This is a genomic window from Phytoactinopolyspora halophila (assembly GCF_003287285.1).
GTDB lineage: Bacteria > Actinomycetota > Actinomycetes > Jiangellales > Jiangellaceae > Phytoactinopolyspora_A > Phytoactinopolyspora_A halophila.
In genome coordinates this window covers 51,549-72,156 of sequence record NZ_QMIG01000008.1, presented here as the reverse complement: position 1 = coordinate 72,156, position 20,608 = coordinate 51,549, and the positions used below count along the sequence as shown (strand labels likewise).

15 protein-coding genes are annotated in these 20,608 nt (G+C 64.8%); 13 read left to right on the top strand and 2 right to left on the bottom strand.

What is annotated here, in order from left to right:
- Positions 1-2,212 (bottom strand): transglycosylase domain-containing protein (locus DPM12_RS10815; protein WP_146751907.1); only part of this gene is annotated, 2,212 nt, incomplete at its 3' end.
- Between the two features lie 270 nt (positions 2,213-2,482).
- On the opposite strand from DPM12_RS10815, the gene DPM12_RS10810 reads away from it, so the two are divergent.
- The 6 genes from DPM12_RS10810 (at position 2,483) to DPM12_RS10785 (ending at position 9,072) form a co-directional block, all read left to right on the top strand.
- A complete protein-coding gene (locus DPM12_RS10810; protein ID WP_245951248.1) occupies positions 2,483-3,133 on the top strand; it encodes a PadR family transcriptional regulator in 651 nt (216 codons plus the stop codon).
- Positions 3,133-4,212, top strand: coding sequence for an inositol-3-phosphate synthase (locus DPM12_RS10805; protein ID WP_112258332.1), 1,080 nt, complete (start codon positions 3,133-3,135; stop codon positions 4,210-4,212). The genes DPM12_RS10810 and DPM12_RS10805 overlap by 1 nt, the downstream gene beginning before the upstream one ends.
- Before the next feature lie 384 nt (positions 4,213-4,596).
- A complete protein-coding gene (locus DPM12_RS10800; RefSeq protein WP_112258331.1) occupies positions 4,597-7,674 on the top strand; it encodes a sensor histidine kinase in 3,078 nt (1,025 codons plus the stop codon).
- Positions 7,671-8,066, top strand: coding sequence for a roadblock/LC7 domain-containing protein (locus tag DPM12_RS10795; RefSeq protein WP_112258330.1), 396 nt, complete (start codon positions 7,671-7,673; stop codon positions 8,064-8,066). The genes DPM12_RS10800 and DPM12_RS10795 overlap by 4 nt, the downstream gene beginning before the upstream one ends.
- 66 nt (positions 8,067-8,132) lie before the next feature.
- Entirely contained in the window at positions 8,133-8,495 is a 363-nt protein-coding gene (locus DPM12_RS24490) for a DUF742 domain-containing protein (protein ID WP_112258329.1), read from the top strand.
- Positions 8,476-9,072 (top strand): GTP-binding protein, encoded by a 597-nt coding sequence (locus DPM12_RS10785; protein WP_112258328.1) that lies wholly within the window; start codon positions 8,476-8,478, stop codon positions 9,070-9,072. The genes DPM12_RS24490 and DPM12_RS10785 overlap by 20 nt, the downstream gene beginning before the upstream one ends.
- A 75-nt stretch (positions 9,073-9,147) precedes the next feature.
- Here DPM12_RS10785 and DPM12_RS10780 read toward each other — a convergent pair whose 3' ends face one another.
- A complete protein-coding gene (locus DPM12_RS10780; RefSeq protein WP_112258339.1) occupies positions 9,148-10,608 on the bottom strand; it encodes a CCA tRNA nucleotidyltransferase in 1,461 nt (486 codons plus the stop codon).
- A 56-nt stretch (positions 10,609-10,664) separates the two neighbouring features.
- On the opposite strand from DPM12_RS10780, the gene DPM12_RS10775 reads away from it, so the two are divergent.
- From DPM12_RS10775 to DPM12_RS10745, 7 genes are all read left to right on the top strand, one after another.
- Complete coding sequence (locus DPM12_RS10775) at positions 10,665-12,797, top strand: DUF6049 family protein (protein ID WP_112258327.1); 2,133 nt, start codon at positions 10,665-10,667, stop codon at positions 12,795-12,797.
- Entirely contained in the window at positions 12,794-16,378 is a 3,585-nt protein-coding gene (murJ, locus tag DPM12_RS10770) for a murein biosynthesis integral membrane protein MurJ (protein WP_112258326.1), read from the top strand. Before DPM12_RS10775 ends, murJ begins: the two co-directional genes overlap by 4 nt.
- A complete protein-coding gene (gene sigM, locus DPM12_RS10765; RefSeq protein ID WP_112258325.1) occupies positions 16,375-17,034 on the top strand; it encodes an RNA polymerase sigma factor SigM in 660 nt (219 codons plus the stop codon). Before murJ ends, sigM begins: the two co-directional genes overlap by 4 nt.
- Positions 17,031-17,822 (top strand): anti-sigma factor, encoded by a 792-nt coding sequence (locus DPM12_RS10760; protein ID WP_112258324.1) that lies wholly within the window; start codon positions 17,031-17,033, stop codon positions 17,820-17,822. The genes sigM and DPM12_RS10760 overlap by 4 nt, the downstream gene beginning before the upstream one ends.
- Before the next feature lie 248 nt (positions 17,823-18,070).
- The gene (gene trxB / locus DPM12_RS10755; RefSeq protein ID WP_112258323.1) at positions 18,071-19,048 is read left to right on the top strand and encodes a thioredoxin-disulfide reductase; all 978 of its coding nucleotides are present in this window, start codon (positions 18,071-18,073) and stop codon (positions 19,046-19,048) included.
- A 53-nt stretch (positions 19,049-19,101) separates the two neighbouring features.
- Entirely contained in the window at positions 19,102-19,425 is a 324-nt protein-coding gene (gene trxA / locus DPM12_RS10750) for a thioredoxin (RefSeq protein WP_112258322.1), read from the top strand.
- Positions 19,426-19,432: 7 nt separating this feature from the next.
- The gene (locus DPM12_RS10745) at positions 19,433-20,569 is read left to right on the top strand and encodes an N-acetylmuramoyl-L-alanine amidase (RefSeq protein ID WP_112258321.1); all 1,137 of its coding nucleotides are present in this window, start codon (positions 19,433-19,435) and stop codon (positions 20,567-20,569) included.
- Positions 20,570-20,608 lie beyond the last annotated feature (39 nt).

The window sequence follows — 20,608 nt, the reverse complement described above, 5'->3', positions numbered from 1 at the left end:
CACCGTCGCCACCGCCGCCGTCGCCACCTTCATCGCCACCGTCGCCACCGCCGCCGTCGCCACCTTCATCGCCACCGTCGTTGCCGCCGTTCTGGTTACCGTTCTGGTTGCCGCCGTTCTCGTCGCCGTCCCACTCGGAACCTTCGTCACCGTTCTCATCGCCACCGCTCTCATCGCGGCCGTTCTCGTCCCCACCGCTCTCATCGCGGCCGTTCTCGTCCCCACCGCTCTGGTCGCCGCCGTTCTCATCGCGGCCGTTCTCGTCGCCCCGTTCGTCATCGTCGGGGGGATCCGGCGGCCGGGTCTCATGCGTCGGCGTCGGGGTGGGAGTGGGCGACGGGTTCACCGGCTCGCCGACGTCGGCTCGTTCCGGAAATTCGCGGACCTCTTCCCCTTCCAGCGCGGCGTTCATGAACGCCGTCCAGATCCGTGCGGGGTAGCCCCCGCCGGGGAACGAATCCCCACCGCCGACACCATGCAACGATTTGGTGCCCGCTTCCTCGCCTTCTCCGTTGATGAACGACACGGCAGCGGAGAGTTGCGGTGTGAAGCCCGCGTACCACGCCGTCAGTTCCTGGTGGGTGCCGGTCTTGCCGGCAGACGGCCGGTCGAGGGCCTGCGCTACCTCCCCCGTGCCGTTCTCCCCCTCGACCACCTGGGTCATCGCGTACGTGACGTCCGCCACGACATCAGCGTCGAAGACCTGCTCCGGCTCGGCCTCAGCTTCGTGAAGGACGTTGCCCGCTGGATCGGTGACGCGTTGCACCGTGTACCAATCGGTCTGCCGTCCGCCAGCGGCGAGCGTGGCGTACATGCCAGCCATCTCGACGGTCGAGACCTTCCCGATACCGAGCGTGACGCGGGCATCGTTCTCGAAGTCTTCCGAATCTTCCGGCGCACCCGCACGGTAGAGAGCATCCAGGACCTTCGACGGCCCGATCTCCATCGTCAAATCAACGTACGCGGTGTTGATCGAGCGCTCGGTGGCCTCGATGAGGTCGACGTCTTCGCCGTAATCCGCCTCGTTCTGGTTGTTGACCGGCTTACCCAACTCGGGTGGATCGAACGGCGAATTCCCCGAGAACCGGCTCTCGAGCGAGATTCCCTCTTCGAGAGCAGCCGCGAGAGTGAACGGCTTGAACGCGGATCCTGCTTGCTGCTTGCCATCGACCGCATTGTTGAACGACTGTTCGACGGCGTCCTCCCCGCCGTACATCGCTACCACGGCTCCGTCACCCGGACGTACCGCCGCTAATCCGATACGGACGTGTTCGGCGTTCTCCGTGGGCCGTTCCTCGTCCACCGCATCGAGAGCCGCGGACTGTGCCTCCTGGTCGAATGTCGTCACGACCCGCAAACCACCGGAGTCGATCTCGGCCTCGTCGATTCCCGCTTCCTGCAGCTCCTTGCGGACCTGTTGCAGCAGATATCCGTTCGGCCCTTCGTACAGGTTCTGCTTCTCCTCCGGGAGAACCTCGGGCGGCTCCGCCTCTTCGGCGGTCTGCGCGTCAAGCGCTCCGATGGACACCATGCCATTGATCACATACTCGAAACGTCCTTCGAAATTCTCCTTGTTCTCCTGCCCGAGAGTGGGATCGTAGAGGCCGGGCGAACGGAGTATGGAGGCCAGCGCGGCCGCCTCCTCTACCGAGATCTCCGACACGGGCTTGTCGAAATACGCCTTCGACGCCATTTGCACGCCGTACACGCCACGGCCGAACCAGATGGTGTTGAGGTAGGACGCCAGAATGTCGTCCTTCTCCATCTGCTGGTCGATCTTGATCGACACAAACAGTTCGTTGAGCTTGCGCTCGAACGTCTGTTCCTCGGTCAGATAGTAGTTCTTGACGTACTGCTGCGTGATGGTGGAACCGCCGCCAGTGATCTCGCCGCCTTCCCGGATGAATCCAAAACCGGCACGCGCGATGCCCACCGGATCGAAACCCGGGTTGCTATAGAAGCCACGATCCTCTGCCGCGATGACCGCGTCTTGGACATGCTGGGGAATGTCCGCAAGATCGACACTCTCCCGGGCTTGTGCACTGAACCGGCCCAGCTCGGTCTCGCCGTCGTTCCAATACACGATGGTCGACTCCGACCGGGCGAAGTCATTGGGCTCGGGGATGTCGGTCATCGCGTAGACGATGCCGATACCGAGGAAGCCCAGAAATGCTGTACCGAGGAAGTACAGGCTGAACGCCTTCAAGGACACGAACTTCCGCCAGCCACGGCGCCGTTTTCCGCCGCCGCCCTTCCGGCGCGCGGCGTAACGTCGGCGCGGCTCCGCGGCGTGCCGCTCTAGATCAGCATGTTCTTGATCACTCAAAGTCGTACGTCTCGGCTCGGGGTCATGGCGTTTTGCGGTCTAGATCACCGTACCGGTTCGGCAGTAAGTCGATGACACCCTAGGGCATATAGGGGTATGGTAGCGATATATCTATTCGATACATCGGCACGTAAGATATCGCTAAGGAGCATACTCGTGGGCAAGCGCGCAGCGGCATTGGAGCTTGCCATCCTCGGCTTGCTTCACGATGCGCCCATGCACGGGTATGAGCTACGCAAGCAAGTGAACTCCCTGCTCGGCTGGGGAAGAGCGTTCTCGTACGGGACGCTGTATCCGACCCTGAAAGACTTGGTTCGGCGCGGCCATCTCGCCGCTGAGGAAGCACCTGACGAGCGGGGTGGTAGCCGCAGCGGGAAACGAGCCCGCATCGTCTACCGGCTCACTCCCGAGGGTAAGGAACGTTTTGCCGAACTCCTCAGCGAGGCCGGTCCGTCCTCATGGGACGACGATCAGTTCGGCGTGCACTTCGCCTTCTTCGCACGTGCCGATGCCGAAACGCGCATGCGCATCCTCGTCGGTCGCCGTAGCCGGCTGCAGGAACGTGTCGAGCACTTTCGTGCCGCATTGTCGCGCGCACGCGAGCGCCTCGACGCCTACACGCTGGAGCTGCAGCGGCATGGCTTGGAGTCGGTCGAGCGTGAGGTCAAGTGGCTCGACGACCTGATCAGTGCCGAGCAGCAAACGACGAACGCTCGAGAAGATGACCAACCGCGGGACGTGACGTCCCGCCACGACCCCGGCGCATCGGCGCCGGGCCACTCTCAAGAGGGAGAAAGGAAAGCCTGATGAGCTCGCTTCGTGTCGCCATCGTGGGCGTAGGGAACTGCGCCGCATCGCTCGTCCAGGGAGTCCACTACTACCGGGATGCCGATCCCGAGACCAAGGTCCCAGGACTGATGCACGTGCAGTTCGGTGATTACCACATCCGCGATGTCGAGTTCGTAGCTGCATTCGACGTCGACGCCAAGAAGGTCGGTCACGATCTCGCTGACGCGATCGTCGCCAGCGAGAACAACACCATCAACCTCTGCGACGTCCCTCCCACGAGCGTCACCGTCCAGCGCGGTCCCACGCTCGACGGTCTCGGCCGGTACTACAAGGAGGCCATCGCCGAGTCCGACGAAGACCCCGTCGATGTCGTCGCGACGCTCAAAGACGCCGAGGCCGACGTACTGGTCTGCTACCTCCCCGTCGGTTCCGAAGGCGCAGCAAAGTTCTACGCACAATGCGCCATCGATGCCGGGGTTGCCTTCGTGAACGCGCTTCCCGTCTTCATTGCCGGAACCCAGGAATGGGCCGACAAGTTCAGCGCGGCCGGCGTACCCATCGTGGGTGACGACATCAAGTCACAGATCGGGGCGACCATCACCCACCGCGTTCTGGCTCGCCTGTTCGAGGATCGCGGGGTCACCGTCGACCGCACCTACCAACTCAACGTTGGCGGGAATATGGACTTCAAGAACATGCTCGAACGAGAGCGGTTGGAGTCGAAGAAGGTCTCCAAGACGCAGTCCGTGACCTCGCAGCTCGTGGCCGGCCTCGACGACCGCAACGTGCACATCGGGCCGTCTGACTACATCGCCTGGCTGGACGATCGCAAGTGGGCTTTCATCCGGCTCGAAGGCCGCAATTTCGGCGACGCCCCAGTGAACTTGGAGTACAAGCTCGAGGTCTGGGACTCGCCGAACTCGGCAGGAATCATCATCGACGCCATCCGGGCAGCCAAGATCGCCAAAGATCGTGGCGTCGGCGGTCCGGTCCTCTCGGCCTCGTCGTACTTCATGAAGTCGCCGCCAGTGCAGTACCACGACAGTGTCGCGCGCGACGCCGTCGAGAAGTTCATCGCCGGCGACATCGAACGTTGATCCTGCCGCCAATCCACTCCGCCACATTTCGACTGATCATGTATGGCGGGTTTGCTTGGGCCGTACCATGGATGCGGCCCTGATTACGGCACGAGAGAACCTGCCATACATGATCACCCAGGACGGCGGGCGGCCGACGAATGGCGCACGTCATCCGACAGAGATGTGAAACCGGACGAAGAGGTTGACAGCAAGCATCGAACTTTCGGGCGACTCGACTACCATTCGAATGTTCCGGCTTAACGGTCGTCTATTGACAGAGCGGGGGCGGGGCAGACAGCGTCAACTACTGTCCCGTGTCCTGTCGCCCATGTTGGTCGGCGGCCAGCATAGCCTCGCGCCCCCGCGTGGCTCCGGGACGCCAGACCAAGGGAGGAACGTTCGATGACGCGGACCGCGCGACGCCGCCGTGGACAAGGCGGCGCCCCACAACGGGAACGCGCAGCTCACAACACGCGTGAGCAGACCGGTCCCGAAGAGCCTCACACCGCTGACAGCGAGCGCTCGTCGTTCTGGGGCACCCTGCTTCGCGATCGTAGCGTCCGGTCGAGGATAGCCGCACTGGTCATCGTCCCGTTGCTCGGTACCCTCGTCCTCGGAACCCTGTTCTTTCGGAGCGCACTGGAAGACGCCTCGTCCGCCAGCGAGGTCGAGCGGCTCGCCAGCGTCGGGGTGACGGCCGCTGACGCCCTGCACAAGCTGCAGGACGAACGCGACGTCACCGCGCTCGCCGAAGCCGACGAACTCGGTGTCGCCGCCGTCGCCGACGCTCGGGATGCCACGGATGCTGCCCTGGCCGACCTCCGTACGGAACTCGAAGACGTCAGCGATATCGGTGGGCCAGCCGAAGCGGTACGGGCCACCTTCGACGAAGAACTGGCCGAGCTTTCCGACGTACGTACGGAACGAGACGAGTCAGATCCTGCCTTCGACGCCGGAGGAGCTACCGCGTACCACGAGATGGCCGAGGCGATCCGTGGTGTACTCACCATGTCGGGCACGATCGTGCACGACGGCGACACCGCTCGGATGATCAACGGACTCGACAACATCAGCCAGGCCGCCGAGTCCGCCTCGATGGAACGTGGCCTGGTCTCCTATCTCCTCACACCAGACGAGGAACCCTCCGCCGAGCTGGTCGACAATGCCCTGATCTTCCGTGGTGAACAAGACCTGTTGATCGGACGCTATCTCGCCGGAATCCCCGAAGCCGAGGACGTCGAGGCGATCACCAACCGGATCGCGTCCGCTGACGAGCTCACCAGCGAAACTCTCACACAGATCGACGAGGGCGAGACCGTCGAGGTGGACCACGAGGAGTGGCACGCCAACGCGACCGAGCGACTCGATGTCTTGCGAGACATCGAAGCCGAGTCGGCCGCAGCCGTCGTGGACGATGCATCCAACGCTGCCAACGGCGCCCGGATGGTTGCGGTGCTAGCAGCCATCGCGGTCTTGGTCATCCTGGCTCTGACGGTGTTCCTCACGGTCGTCGTGGCCCGTTCAATCGTCGGCCCGCTGCGCCGGCTGCGCAGCACCGCGCAGCAAACGGCGAAGAAGGATCTGCCCGCGTTCGTGGAGCGTCTGCACCGCGAAGGCCCCGCAGCCGCGTCGACTGACGGGACCGGAGACGTGATCACTGCCGAGGGCGAAGACGAGATCGGTGAGGTGGCGAAATCGTTCAACGATGTCCACGCCATGGCTGTGCAAATCGCCGGTGATCAGGCCCTCCTTCGCCAGAACCTCGACACGATCGTGGTCAACCTCTCCCGGCGCACGCAGTCGCTGATCGATCGCCAACTGGGCGAGATCGAATCACTCGAGGAGCGCGAGCGCGATCCTGACCAGCTCAGCACCCTGTTCCGCATCGACCACATGGCCACACGCGTGCGCCGGCATGCGGAGAGCCTGCTCGTGCTGGCCGGAGTCGAGGAGATGCGCAAGCAGAGCTCGTCGGCTCCGGTACTCGACCTGGTGCGTGCAGCCGCCGGAGAGGTCGAGCAATATCCCCGGGTGAAGTTCGGCGTCATGCCCACCGACCTGGTCTCGTCTGCCGCGGTCGACGACATCACGCACTTGCTCGCCGAGCTGATCGACAACGCCACGGAGTTTTCTGCACCGTCCACGCCGGTCCAGGTCACAAGCCAGCCACTGCTCGGCGGCGGATTGCGAATCCAGGTCTCGGACGCCGGCCTGGGGATTCCGGCCGACCAGCTCGAAGAGCTCAACGACCGCTTGGCCAACGTCGGGGACATCGACGTGGCGACCTCGCGCACGCTCGGCCTCTACGTTGTCGCTCGGCTGTCGGCCAAGCATGGAGTTCGCGTACGGCTCGAACCAGGATCGGGTGGTGGCACCGTTGCCCAGGTCGACCTCCCGGCCGGATTGATCCATTCTCCGCTCGACTCGGAGGCCAGCGTTCCGAACTCCGAGCCCGCAGAACCCGACCCGCTGAACACGCCGGCCCCGTGGAATGCTCCGGCCCAACAGGCCAGTACACCCCCACCGGTTGCTCGGTCGACTCCCTCCCTGATCGACTCCCCCGGCCCTGAGCACGAGCCCACCCATGGCTCGCCGGCGCCCTCGCCCGCGAGCTCGTCGCCGCCGCCACCGGCAGCGGAGCCCGCGCCAACCATGTCGAGCCCGGCTTCGGACTGGTCCCATTCCGGATATCATGATCGAATCGACACGACCGAACGTTCTGACCAGTCCAGCCAATCCAGCCAGGTGGAACGTCCCAACCCGATGGAATCCACATTCCCGGGCATGGCAGAAGCGAGCCCGGAGTCGCCGATCTTCGAGTCCGTGCGTTCGGCGTGGTTCAGCAACGATACGAACTCCGACTGGTCGAGCCCGGCAGATGCTGGATGGCGCCGTGCTGCCGAAGTGCTGCGCTCGGCCGAGGAAGCCGCGAATGCGCGGTGGAACCAGCAACCCTCGTCCGGGAGCACCCGAGAGAGGCAGACAGACATCGGCTCCGGTTGGGCTGCCGGTGCTCCGCAGCGCAGCGCTCCGCCAAGGAGCGAGCCGTCGCATGGCATACCCCAGCACGGCGCGCCCCAGCACGGCGCGCCCCAGCACGGCGCGCCCCAGCACGGCGCGCCCCAGCGTGGCACTCCATCCCCGAGCCAGCCGTCGTATGGTGTGCCGGAGCCGAGCACGGCATCCGGCGCGCCCGGGGGTGAACCGGCGCCGGATGCCGCCTCCGCTGAGACACAATCGCCAGAGGTCAGCGCATCCGGACTGCCCGTCAGGCGACGCGGAGCGTCGCTTGTCCCGGGTTCGATCAGCGACCCGTCCGCCCAGAGCACCAAGCAGCACCAGCCCTCCGCTCCCGCCAAGAGCGCGGACTCCGTATCATCCACTCTGGCAAGTTTGCAGCGTGGTGTTGGTCGTGGGCGTCAGGAAACTGGTGGCTGGGTCCCCAAGCGGCCCGGTGACCCCGAGAGGAGCAAGCAGTGACGAACGCTACGAACGACGAGCTCAATTGGCTCCTCGATCGTTTCGTAGGACGCACGACCGGTGCTGCCCACGGCATCGTGGTTTCAGCAGACGGTCTTCAGCTCGCCGCGTCGTCCGGGCTACCTCAGGAACGAGGCGAACAGCTGGCTGCGGTCGTGTCCGGTCTCGCAAGCCTGACCGTAGGCGCCTCGCTGATCCTCAACGCGGGCGACGTGCAACAGACGCTGGTCGAGATGAGTGACGGATTCCTACTCGTCATGGCCGTCGCGTCCGGCGCGCACATCGCCGTGCTCGCGGCACAGGGCTGCGATCTCGGTCAAGTCGGTTACGAGATGGCGCTACTCGTCGAACGAGTCGGTGCGGCCCTCAACCCGGCGGCGCGCGTGGGGTGAGGTGACGAGGTGATGCACGAATCGGGGGGTCAGCCACGGTGATCGGAAAGACTCACGGGGGAGACCATGCCGGCATCTGACTCCGGCCGTATCCGGCCCTACCTGGCGACTCGGGGCCGGACCCGGCCAGTTCAGAACATCGCCATCGAGGCACTCGTGTCGACGACCACGGCGGGACGCAACCATGGGATCGATCCCGAACCCGAGCGGGACCGCATCTTGCGTATGTGCCACTCGCCCCGGTCGGTTGCCGAGGTAGCCTCCCTTGTTGCCATACCCCTAGGCGTTGCTAGGGTTCTAGTCGCCGATCTTGAGGCGGAAGGCCTCGCCCGCGTCGCAGATCCGCACGCGGCGTTCCACGGGTCGGCCGAGCCGGCTCGCGATCTGAGTGTGCTGGAAAGGGTGAGGGATGGCCTCCGTCGAATCTGAGGTGTCCACCGGGACCGCCGCGTCGCAGGACGCGCTTTCGGTGAAGATCGTTGTCGCTGGCGGATTCGGCGTCGGGAAGACGACCTTCGTCGGCGCGGTCAGCGAGATCGAGCCACTCCGCACCGAAGCGCTGATGACCGACGCGTCCTCGAGCGTTGATGACCTGACCATGTTGCCGGAGAAGCGCACCACCACAGTGGCAATGGACTTCGGCCGCATCACGCTGGCCGAAGATCTCGTCCTCTACCTGTTCGGGACGCCCGGCCAGAACCGGTTCTGGTTCATGTGGGACGACATCACCCGAGGGGCTATCGGCGCGGTGGTGCTGGTCGACACTCGTCGACTCGCCGACTGCTTCGGAGCGGTCGACTATGTCGAACAGCGTGGGATCCCGTTCCTCGTGGCGCTCAACGCCTTCGAAGGCAATCTGCTGCATCAGGTCGACGAGGTTCGCGAAGCGCTGCAGCTCGGTCCCGAAGTCCCGTTCGTTGTCACCGACGCGCGGGACCGGGAGTCCGTCAAGAACGTACTCGTCACGCTCGTCGAGCACGCGATGTCGATGGTTCAGCAGGGCTGACGGGTAACTGCCCGCAGTCCATGGCGCCGTCGTCCGTGTCCACCACGTCCGTGGTGGACACGGCACGTAAGGTGATCAGTCTCCTTCGGGAGATTGCTGTGCCCACCACGCGAGCAGCTCCGCGCGAGCCTCGTCTTCAGACATCGGCCCCCGCTCCATGCGTAGCTCAAGCAAGTGCCGGTACGCGCGTCCCACCATCGGCCCCGGTCCGATACCGAGAATGTCCATGATCTGATTGCCGTCAAGGTCCGGCCGAATCTTGGCCAGTTCTTCCTCTTCGCTGAGGCGCTCGATGCGCTCTTCCAGCTCGTCATAGGAGCGTTGCAGCGCCTTCGCCTTGCGCGGATTCCGGGTCGTGCAATCCGACCGGGTGAGCACGTGCAGATGGTCGAGCAAGTCACCCGCGTCGCGCACATAGCGCCGCACGGCAGAATCGGTCCATTGACCGCTTCCGTAGCCATGGAACCGCAAGTGCAGTTCGGTGAGCTTGGCCACGCTGTCGACCACCGACGACGGGAACCGCAGCTTGGTCAGACGTTTCCGCGCCAGCTTGGCACCGACGACGTCGTGGTGGTGAAAGCTCACTCCTCCCCCCGGTTCGAACCGACGTGTCTTGGGCTTGCCGACATCGTGAAGCAAGGCTGCGAGCCGGATGATGAGATCCGGCCCACCGTCTGGCAACCGGGGTTCGAGTTCGATGGCCTGGTCCAGGACGGTCAGCGAATGTTCGTACACGTCCTTGTGCCGATGGTGTTCATCGATTTCGAGCTGCAACGCCGGCAGTTCAGGGAGAATCCGCTCAGCCAGGCCGGTGTCGACGAGGAACGTCAGACCGCGGCGGGGTAGTGGGGCCAGCACCAGCTTGCTGAGCTCGTCTCGAACACGCTCCGCCGAGACGATGGTGATCCGATCCGCCATGTCCTGTACGGCGGCGGTCACCTCCGACGCCACGTCGAAGCCGAGCTGGGCAGCGAACCGAGCTGCGCGCATCATCCGCAGCGGATCGTCGGAGAACGACCGCTCGGGCGTACCTGGCGTACGGATGATCCGCCGCCCGAGATCCGGCAGTCCTTCGTGCGGGTCAACGAACTCGCGGCTGGGCAACTTGAGTGCCATCGCGTTCACGGTGAAGTCCCGCCGGACGAGATCCTCTTCGATTGTCGTGCCATATGCCACCTCGGGCTTGCGGCTCGACCGGTCGTAGATCTCGGACCGATACGTCGTGATCTCGACCTGGAACTTCCCTTTGCGGGCTCCGATCGTCCCGTAGGCCTGGCCGACGTCCCAGACACTGTCCGCCCAGCCCGACAGCAATCGTTTCGTCTCCTCCGGGCGCGCGGACGTCGTGAAGTCCAGATCCTGGCCGAGCCGGTCCAGGAAGGCATCTCGCACCGAACCTCCGACGAGCGCGATCTCGTGACCCGCCGTATCGAATCGCACGCCGAGCTCGTCCACCACGGGCGAGATGCGAAGGAGCTGACGGACAGCGTGGCGCTGCGCCTCGGATAGAGCATTGGTGTTGGTCGACTCGGTCACGGCCGACAAGACTACGACGTGCCGTGGACAAAGCCGAAGGCCGTTACCCTGGACCTATGCCCGGCCGGACCCTCTTGACCACCGCCGCGGTGGTAGCCGTGGCCCTTATCCCCGTTATACCAGCACATTCGTCGGATGGACGCGACGGAGCGGAGGTCGGCGCGGAGGCCACCAGTTACCTGCACGACGTCACGCCAACGGTCATCGCCCCAGGTGACGAGCTCACGCTTACTGGTGTGGTGGAGAACACCGGCGATGATCCGGTGACGAACGTTCAGGCGCTCCCTCGATGGAGCACGGTTCAGCTCGAAACACGGGACGAGATCCGTCGAGTCAGCCGCGATCCGAATCTGCGCCACGGAATCCGTTATGACGACCCGTTCGAGGTCGTCACCGAGCGGCTCGAGCCCGGCGAGCGGCACGAATTCGAGCTAACCATCGATGTCGACGAGATGGGGCTGGGCCTGGCAGGCGTCTACGCCATCGGTGTCGACATCCGCGGATCACTGGCCAACGGGACGCGGATCACGCTCGACACGACGCGGACCGTGGTGCCATGGATGCCTGACGAACCCTCGTCATCGGTCGACGTCGCTCTGCTCTGGCCGGTAGAGGCACAACCGTCGCTGCTTCCCGACGGTGCCTTGCGAGACGAGGCGCTCGCCGCGCGGATCGAATCGGACGGGCCGCTGGACACCGTCGTGGACGCCGCCAGCACCGCTCCGGTCACGTGGCTGGTCGATCCCGATGTGCTCGACACCGTGGACGCCATGGCTGACGGCTACAAGACCGGCAGCTCCCCCGGCAGCCGGGAGGATGGCGAAGCCGAGGATCGCGCCCAGCAGTGGAGATCGGAGTTCGACGACGCCACGAGCGACTCCCCTGTCTTCCTGCTGCCGTACGCCCAGCCGGATGTGGAAGCGTTGCGTCGCACCGATCCCGGCCTCGCCTCGGATCTCTCCTCCTCCGCCATTTCCGCTACCGAAGATGCGGGCAAGAGTATGCAGGACGTACGTACCGATGTGGTACGTCTCGAAACCGCTACCACGAACGAGACGCTGGAGATCTTCGCCAGCGGAGGAGCGCAGACTGCCATTCTCTCCGGCGCCAGCGTGTCACCGGAAGGGACGCATCCCCTGGCGAGCGTCGAGACATCGAGCGGAGATCTTGACACCGTCATCACCGATCCCGGTCTGGACGCAGCGATCGCGGATGCCTACGCGGCGACGAACAAGGACGCTGGATTGCTCGATCTCCGGCAACGCTGGGCCGCGGAGACCGCCATGGCAGCACTCGACGCCGATGTTCGAGCCGAGCAGCCCGCTCCACTCGTGGTCGCGCCGCCGGAACGCTGGAGGCCGGATCCGGCGATCGCCAGTGCCGTCATCGATGCATGGACGTCGCTGCCATGGATCACTCCCACTCCGGTCACCGAACTCGAGCAACCCACACAACCAACTGCGGTCACCCTCGATCCCGTCGAGGCGGCGAACGAGCTCTCCGGCGAGAACGTCGCCGCCGTCGCCGATCTGCGAAACGTCGTAAACGACTACACGGACCTCATGGCCGAAACCGAATCGTCCCTTGCCCGCGACCTCGAATTGGCGACCATCCGTTCGGCGTCCATGGGCTGGCGCGACGATCCCGCGGCAGGTCTCGAATATGCGTCCACCATCGTGGACGGGCTCACCGAGCAGGTACGCGATGTTCGAGTCACGGTTCCAGAGTCCGTAACCCTGTCCAGCCGAACTGGCGTCTTCCCGCTCACGGTGACGAACGACCTCGACGAGGCCGTGACCGTCAAGCTCGATATCGAACCATCTAACCCGGATCGCCTCAAAGTGGGTGAGGTCGAAGAACAGCACGTCGAGCCGGGTTCTCGGGAAACCGTGGAGATTCGGGCCGAGGCGGCAACCAACGGGCGGGTACCGATCACCGTCCAGCTCGTCACCAGCGACGGCTCTCCTCTGGGCGCCGCGGAACACACGGTCGTCAACGCGACCGACTACGGCACGGTCGGGTGGTTCATCATTGCGGGCGCCGGTGCGCTGTTCGGCGCCGCGATCGTCCGCAAAGTGGTGCGCCGCCGCCCGGGCCGACCGGCGGTACATCAGGGTAGTGCCGGGTCCGGTGTAGTGGCCGACATCTCGGAATCGAGAGCCGAACGTGCTCCGGAGGTAGCCCGGTGACGTCCACGTCGAGCCAGGAGTCGCCGGGTCCCCGGCGGCCCAGCCTGCTGGGCTCCAGCGCCGTCATGGCGGCCGGAACGGTCGTCTCGAGGCTCACGGGTTTCGGCCGCTCCGCGATCATCGCAGCGGCGCTCGGCCTGACGGTGGCAACGGCCGACGTGTTCAACGTTCCCAACGTGATCCCCAACATGATCTACATCCTCGTAGGCGGGGGGATCCTCAACTCCGTACTCGTTCCGGTCCTCGTCAAGGCGATCAAGAACGATGCCGACGGGGGTGCAGCGTATTCGCAGCGCCTGTTCAGTCTCGTCGTGACGGTCTTGGCGGCAGCAACCGTCCTGGCTGTACTGGCCGCGCCATTGATCATCCGAGCCATCGTCGACGCCCGCTATCTCGAACCCGAGATGCGGCCGTATCTCGACAACATGATCATGTTCGCCCGCTTCTGCCTGCCGCAGATCTTCTTCTACGGGCTGTACGTGATGATCGGGCAGATTCTCAACGCCAAGGGCCGTTTCGGGCCGATGATGTGGGCGCCGATCCTCAACAACGTCGTCGCCATCGGCGTCTTCGCCCTGTACTTGATCGTGTTCGGCACGAAGCCCGTCGCGGCATTCGAGATGTCCGAGATGCTCCTTCTGGGTCTCGGCTCGACAGGAGGCGTTGCCGCTCAGGCGTTCGTCCTCATCCCGGTCCTGCGCGCGACCGGTTTCTCGTTACGCTTTCGCAGCGACTGGCGCGGCGCGGGACTCGGCGAGCCGATACGGCTCGGCATGTGGAGCGTCGGCTTCGTCATCGTCAACCAGATCGCATACCTGTTCTTCGTCAACGTCGCATCCGGCGCCAGTGCCGCAGCAGGAGAAGGAGACGGCGCCGGATATTCGGTCTATGCGAACGCAATGTTGATCATGATGGTCCCACATGCGATCATCACGGTCTCGCTCGCCACGGCGTTGCTGCCACACCTTGCCGATCTGGCCACCGACGGGCATCTGGATCAGGTGCGTGCCAAGCTGACCTCGGCGGTACGCATCTGCCTGGCGATCATCGTTCCCATCGGGGCGCTCATGGTCGTCCTGGCCTATCCGTTGACCGCGCTGATCTTCGATTACGGATCGGCGGAAGGCCAGACCGGCATGCTGGCCCGCACGCTGATCGCCTTGATTCCCGGCCTCCTGGCCTTCACCGTGCATTATCTGTGTCTGCGAGGTTTCTACGCCCTTCAGGACACGCGCACACCATTCTTCACACAGCTCTGGATAGCCGGGGTCATGGTCGTCTGGGCCGTGGGCATCACGATCATCGAGCCCAGCCGGGACGTGGTCACGATGACCCTGGCCACCGGCTACAGCGCCGCCTATCTCGTCGGTGCGGCGATCAGCGTGGTCCGGCTGCAGCGCGAGATCGGCCGGGTGGACTTCGCCCCGCTGATCCAGCATCTGGTTCGGTTGATCATTCCCACCGGCACGTCGGCGGCGCTTGCCTGGTTCCTCTGGCGGGGACTGTCACAAGTCGGCCTGATCGACGCCCTGCCGTCGTTCATAGCCCGGCTGATCGAGCTCGCGATCAGCGCGACGGTGGGCGTTGCCACGTTCGTCGCCCTGGCATACGCCTTCCGGATCATCGAGGTTCGGCAGGCTGTTGGCATGGTTCTCGCCAAGATTCGGGGTGGCGAGCAGGCGCCGGCCGAAGAGGCACGGCCGTCGGTGCCGGACGAACAGCTCGAAGAGACCGCCGACCATCCGGCACCCTTCGAGACGGGGACCCTCAGCATCTTCCGAAGGCCCGCTCTCAACCCAGATGTCACCGTCGAGTTCTTCCTCGACGAAACCATGCACGGTGCCACGATGCACGGCATCCCGCAGGTCTCCGGTACCGCGCCGGATACCGGCCGCTCGGCCACGGGGCTCGGTGCGAACCCCGGGCAACGATCGCAACGCTTGCTGGACGTCGACACGCAGCCGGAGCCGCCGGAGGCTTTCCCGGGCGCGGACGCGACACCTCCGGCAGACCGCCGAAACGCCCTCGCGGGCCGATATCACGTCCAGACACTGCTGGACGAATCGGCTGGTGTGCGTTCGTGGTACGGCTTCGACGAAGTCCTACGGAGACCCGTCTTCATCCAGGTCATTCACACCGACGACCCCCGTGCCGAGGCCTTCGTCCGGGCAGCACGCAAGGCGTCGACGATCGATGACCCCAGGTTCCTTCGGGTACTCGACATCGGAACCGACGGTGTCTCATATCTCGTACGGGAGTGGGCACAAGGCCGCAGCCTGGCCCGCTTGCTCGCGGAAGGGCCGTTGCACGTCGACCATGCGTCCGCCGTCGGTCGGGAGGTCGCCGAGGCGCTTGCTACGGCCCATGCTCACAGCCTCTCCCATCGCCACCTCTCACCCACACTCGTCTTTCTCACCGCCGAGGGGTCCATCAAGATCGCCGGACTCGAGACCGAGGCCGTCTTGCACGGGCCGGCCGAGGCACAAACCGACGGGACCAATCCGGCAGCCATCGATCCCCAACTGCTGGACGCGGCCGGCATCGGCAGCGTGCTCTACGCATGTCTGACCGCCCGGTGGCCCACCGGGCAGCCGGGCGGGTTGGAGCAGGCACCATGGATCGACGGTCGGCTCGCCTCGGCCCGTCAGGTTCGCCCCGGCGTTCCAAGCGCACTCGACGCCGTCACCGATCGTGCCGTGGGAAACGCACGGCGCCACCATGCCCGCCCGCTGCGCACTCCGTCCGAGATCGCCACCGAGCTCGGCGTCGGGCCACGCACCGATCAATTCGTCATCATGAGCGGTTCCTCCGGGCAAGCCCCAGGAAGACCGGGCACTCTCGCCGATGGCGCCCGCAACCCGGCCCTGGTTGCCGAACAGCCCGCACCCGGGCGTGCGCGGAGCAGACGGCAGCAGCGCCGCGGGGGTCGGCTCAACCGTTTCCTCGGCGTACTCGGTGGCGCTCTGCTGCTGGTCGGTGCAACGCTCGTCGGCTTGCAGCTCATGCTGAGCGCATTCGACACGCCCGAAGGCGATCGCGATCGTGCCGGCTCGGACGCCAGCGAATCCCCGACTGACACGTCGAGCCCGTCCCCCGAATCCAACGGCGACACCGTATCGCTCGAACCGGTCGCTGCCGACTATTTCGATCCCTTCGGCAGCACGCCGGAAAGCCCCGAGCGCGTCGACGACGCCATTGACGGTGACACCGAGACGGCGTGGACCACGCTGAACTACTTCGACCCATTGGAAGACCAGAAGCCCGGCGTGGGCCTGCATGTCGATCTTGGTGAAGTGCAGGCACTGTCAGACGTAGAGATCACCCTGGTCAATACCGGCGCCGACCTTCAGATCCGGGTCGCACCGGAAGACGCCTCAGACGTTCCTCCGGACCTTGATGCGTGGACGCAGATCTACAGCGAGCAAGACGCAGACCAGACCGTGAGCCATACACTTGATCAATCGGTCGAGACGCGCTATCTGTTGGTGTGGTTCACCCGGCTTCCACAAGACGAGAGCGGCAACTACCGTAGCGGCATCGCCAATGTCACTGCCCAGGGCATAGAGGGAGGTTCCGATTGACCGGAGAACCCTCTGCCTATCATGGCGTCGAGGACCACGAACTCGTGCGCCGGCATGTGGCCGGCGACCGTGGCGCCTTCGGCGAGCTCGTCCGCCGTCATCAGGACCGGCTCTGGGCCATCGCATTACGCACAGTCGGCAATCACGAGGAGGCCGCCGACGCATTACAAGACGGGCTGATCAACGCCTTCCGGCGCGCCTCGTCTTTCCGGGCGGAATCAGCCGTGACCACATGGCTGCACCGCGTCGTCGTCAACGCGTGTCTCGACCGGATCCGCCACGCTGCCGCCCGTCCTTCCGATCCCGTGGCCTTTGACGGAACCGAGCCCCAGGGCAGCATGCCGACGGCAGAGCAAGGATCCGATCCGGCCGAACGTATGGCGACCCGCCTCGATCTCGAGGCTGCGCTCGCTACGCTGCCAGCGGAGCAACGGGTGCCGCTCGTCCTCGTCGACATGGAGGGGTATCGGGTTGCCGAGGTCGCCGAGATGCTCGATCTTCCCGCCGGCACGATCAAGAGCCGGTGCGCGCGCGGGCGTGCCCGGCTCCTGCCGTTGCTCGCCGGCAGGAATTCTCCGGACACCGACGGGAACCAGACCGTCACCGGGGGCGTCCCACCTGCGGAGACCAAGGAGCAAGGAGGTGACCGCCGGTGACACACACCGACTGGCACCCATCCGCGCATGTCCTTGCCGAGTTGGCGGAGGATGCGCTCATCGGTGATGAGCACTCGGATGTGCAGGCCCACGTTCGGGCGTGCGGAGCGTGCCAGGAGGTGCTCGCTCAGCTGACCGAGGTGACCCGGATGCTCCGTTCAGCACCAGCTGAGCTACCGGTGCCGACCGACGTCTCGACCCGCCTCGAAGAGGCGCTGGCGGAAGTCGATGGTGGGGCCGAGAAGGACCACTCCGCGACCGTCACCGCGCTTGCGGACCGGCCGGTCGCCTGGTTCCGGCGCCGGCTACCACAGGCGCTTGCCGCCGCCGCGGCAGTGGCCGTCCTGGGCGTGGTGGGCTATGCCGCGCTGATCGATGACGAATCACCGGTCGACGTCGCAGCCGACGACGCTGCTGGACAGAACGACGCTGAGGAGCCCGTCACCGCGGACGGGGATATGGACGAAGCCTCACCGGAGGGTGCCGAGGCCCGCCAGGAAGACGTGACGACGAACGAAGAGCAGGAGGAGTCCTCCGCCAACGTCATGGCCGATGAGGCGGCAGAAAGTGCAGTGCTCGACGTGTGGGAACGCGAGACCGAGGTCGCGCCCGGATGCGGGCGCGAGCTCGCGGAGGAACTCGGTCTCGAGCTGGTCGGCAGCACACAGGTCGACGAAGAAATCGTCGTCGTTCTGGAAGACGACGGCACGCTCAACGGCTGGACGGTCTCTTCGTGCACCGCCGTGGACGCTGTCGGTCCCCTCACATCTGGGATCGCCGTTGACTGACCGTCGATGTCCATCGCTGTCACCCCGAAATGATCATTTCTGGCGGGTTTACACGGCCCGTACCATGGCTATAGACCTATTGGCGCTCCGACGAATCCGGTACGGCGATACGACCAGTACGCGGTTCGATGGGGTGACGTGATACGAAGGCGCTTGAGCGGCGCGCCGCGTGTGCGACGGGAATTCTCGGCGCCTAGGATCCGTTGAGCCAGGTGGATCCAGACTCGTCTTGTGCGGAAGGCTCGAACGTGACCGAGATTCGACAGGTGATCATTATCGGTTCCGGCCCAGCCGGCTACACTGCTGCCGTCTATACAGCTCGGGCCCGGCTCGATCCGGTGGTTCTCGAAGGTGAGGTCAGCTGGGGCGGTGCCCTGATGAACACGACCGACGTCGAGAACTATCCCGGCTTCCGGGACGGCATCATGGGGCCGGCGTTGATGGAGGAGATGCGGGCCCAGGCAGAGCGATTCGGCGCCGAGATCGTCACCCGCGATGCCGTAGACGTCGACCTCACCGGCGACGTCAAGCTCGTCACGGACAGCGAAGGCAACGAATACCGAGCTCGAACCGTCATCCTGGCGATGGGCTCCGGGTATCGCGAGCTTGGTCTCGAGAACGAAAAACGCCTGTCCGGCCACGGAGTCTCATGGTGTGCCACATGCGATGGCTTCTTCTTCCGCGAGCAGGAAATCGCGGTCGTCGGCGGTGGTGATTCCGCCATGGAGGAAGCGACCTTCCTCACGCGTTTCGCTAGCAAGGTCTACGTGATCCACCGCCGGGAGGAATTGCGGGCGTCCAAGGTGATGCAGGAGCGTGCCTTCACCAACGAGAAGATCGAGTTCCTCTGGAATACCGAGGTCGCGGACGTCCTTGGTGACGAGCAAGTGAGCGGTCTGCTGTTGCGGGACACGCCGACAGGAGACGAGCGCAAGCTCGACGTCACCGGTTTGTTCGTCGCGATCGGACATGATCCTCGTTCCGAGCTCGTCCAGGGCCAAGTCGAGATGGATGCCGAAGGCTACGTTCTGGTTGAGCATCCGACCACACGCACGAACATCCCGGGAGTGTTCGCATCTGGCGACCTGGTTGACCATGTCTACCGGCAAGCAGTCACGGCGGCCGGAACGGGCTGCCAGGCTGCACTCGACGCGGAACGGTATCTCGCCGAGATGAGCGCGACGGCGACGGCACAGACGTCGGAATCTGCGCTTGTGGCTTCCTGAGCACACCTACGGCTATCCCCTTGCCCCCAACCATCCATATCGAGGAGTTACCAATGGGAACGATCCAGCACGTCACGGATGCTGACTTCGAACAGAAGGTCCTCAAGAGCGAGAAGCCCGTGCTGGTCGACTTCTGGGCGGAATGGTGCCGGCCTTGCCAAATGATCGCGCCGGTGCTGGAAGAGATCGCGAACTCGCAGGACAAGCTGGAGATCGTGAAGCTCAACATCGACGAGAATCCAGCAACCACGGCGCAGCGCCGGGTCACATCCATCCCCGCGCTGCATGTCTACTCCGGCGGTGAACTGGTCAAGCAGATCATCGGAGCAAAGCCCAAGTCATTGCTGCTCAAAGAGCTCGAAGACTATGTAGGCTAGTTACTTGATGACAGCCGTCCGTTACGGGTTGGGCGATACCGGACCCGCTATCGCGGAAATCCGCACAAAGCTGACCCTTCTGGGTCTGCTCGACGACACTGCGCCGGGACCGAGCACGTTCGATCACGATGTCGAACATGCTGTCCGTCAGTTCCAGCAGGAGCGAGGCCTCACCGTCACCGGCGTCGTCGATACCACGACCTACCGGGTTCTCGACGAGGCACGTTGGCGACTGGGCGATCGGTTGCTGTCCTACGTCGTCGCCAACCCGCAAGCCGGCGACGACGTCTTGGCGCTCCAACGGCGCCTGTGCGAGCTCGGATTCGACGTCGGACAAGTCGACGGGGTCTTCGGCGCACGGACCGGCGAGGCGGTTCGCGAGCTGCAACGCAACGTCGGCCTGACTCCGGACGGTACGTGTGGGCCCAGTACGTTCAAGGCGCTCGACCGGTTGGCTCCCATCGTCACGGGTGGCAGGCCAGACAGCCTGCGGGCATCGGAAGCACTCAGGCGTGCCGGCAAGAGATTGTCCGGCAAGGTCGTCGTCATCGATCCCGGCCACGGGGGCGACGACAGCGGCAACGTGGGTAACGGCCTCGACGAGGCCACCGTCGTCGAAGATCTCGCCACTCGTATCGAGGGACGCCTCGCGGCAACTGGCGTACAGACGTATCTCACCCGCGGACCGGGATCGGATACCGAGCTCGACGAGCACGAACGTGCTCGCTTCGCCAACGAGACCGGTGCCAATCTGGTGGTATCGCTCCATGTCGATGCCCATCACAACCCCATCGCCTCCGGTGTCGCCACGTTCTATTACGGCGGAAACCGTCCGGGTACCACCAGTGCGATCGGGGAACAGTTCGCGGGCCTCATCCAGCGCGAGATCGTCGCGCGCACCGATCTCGTTGACTGCCGCACTCATCCCAAGACCTGGGATCTGCTCCGCCACACCTCCATGGCCGCGGTGCGGATCGAACTCGGCTACATCACCAACGAAAGCGACGCCGCACGACTTGCCGACGCCGAATTCCGCGACGTCGTAGCGGAAGCGATCGTCGTCGCCGTTCAGCGTGTCTACTTGCCCTCGGGGGAGGATGCGCCGACCGGCGTCCTCCATCTTCAGGATCTCGCCGAAGCCTGAGCGGGCTGTACCTGTCCCGATTGGGCGGAATAGAGTTCG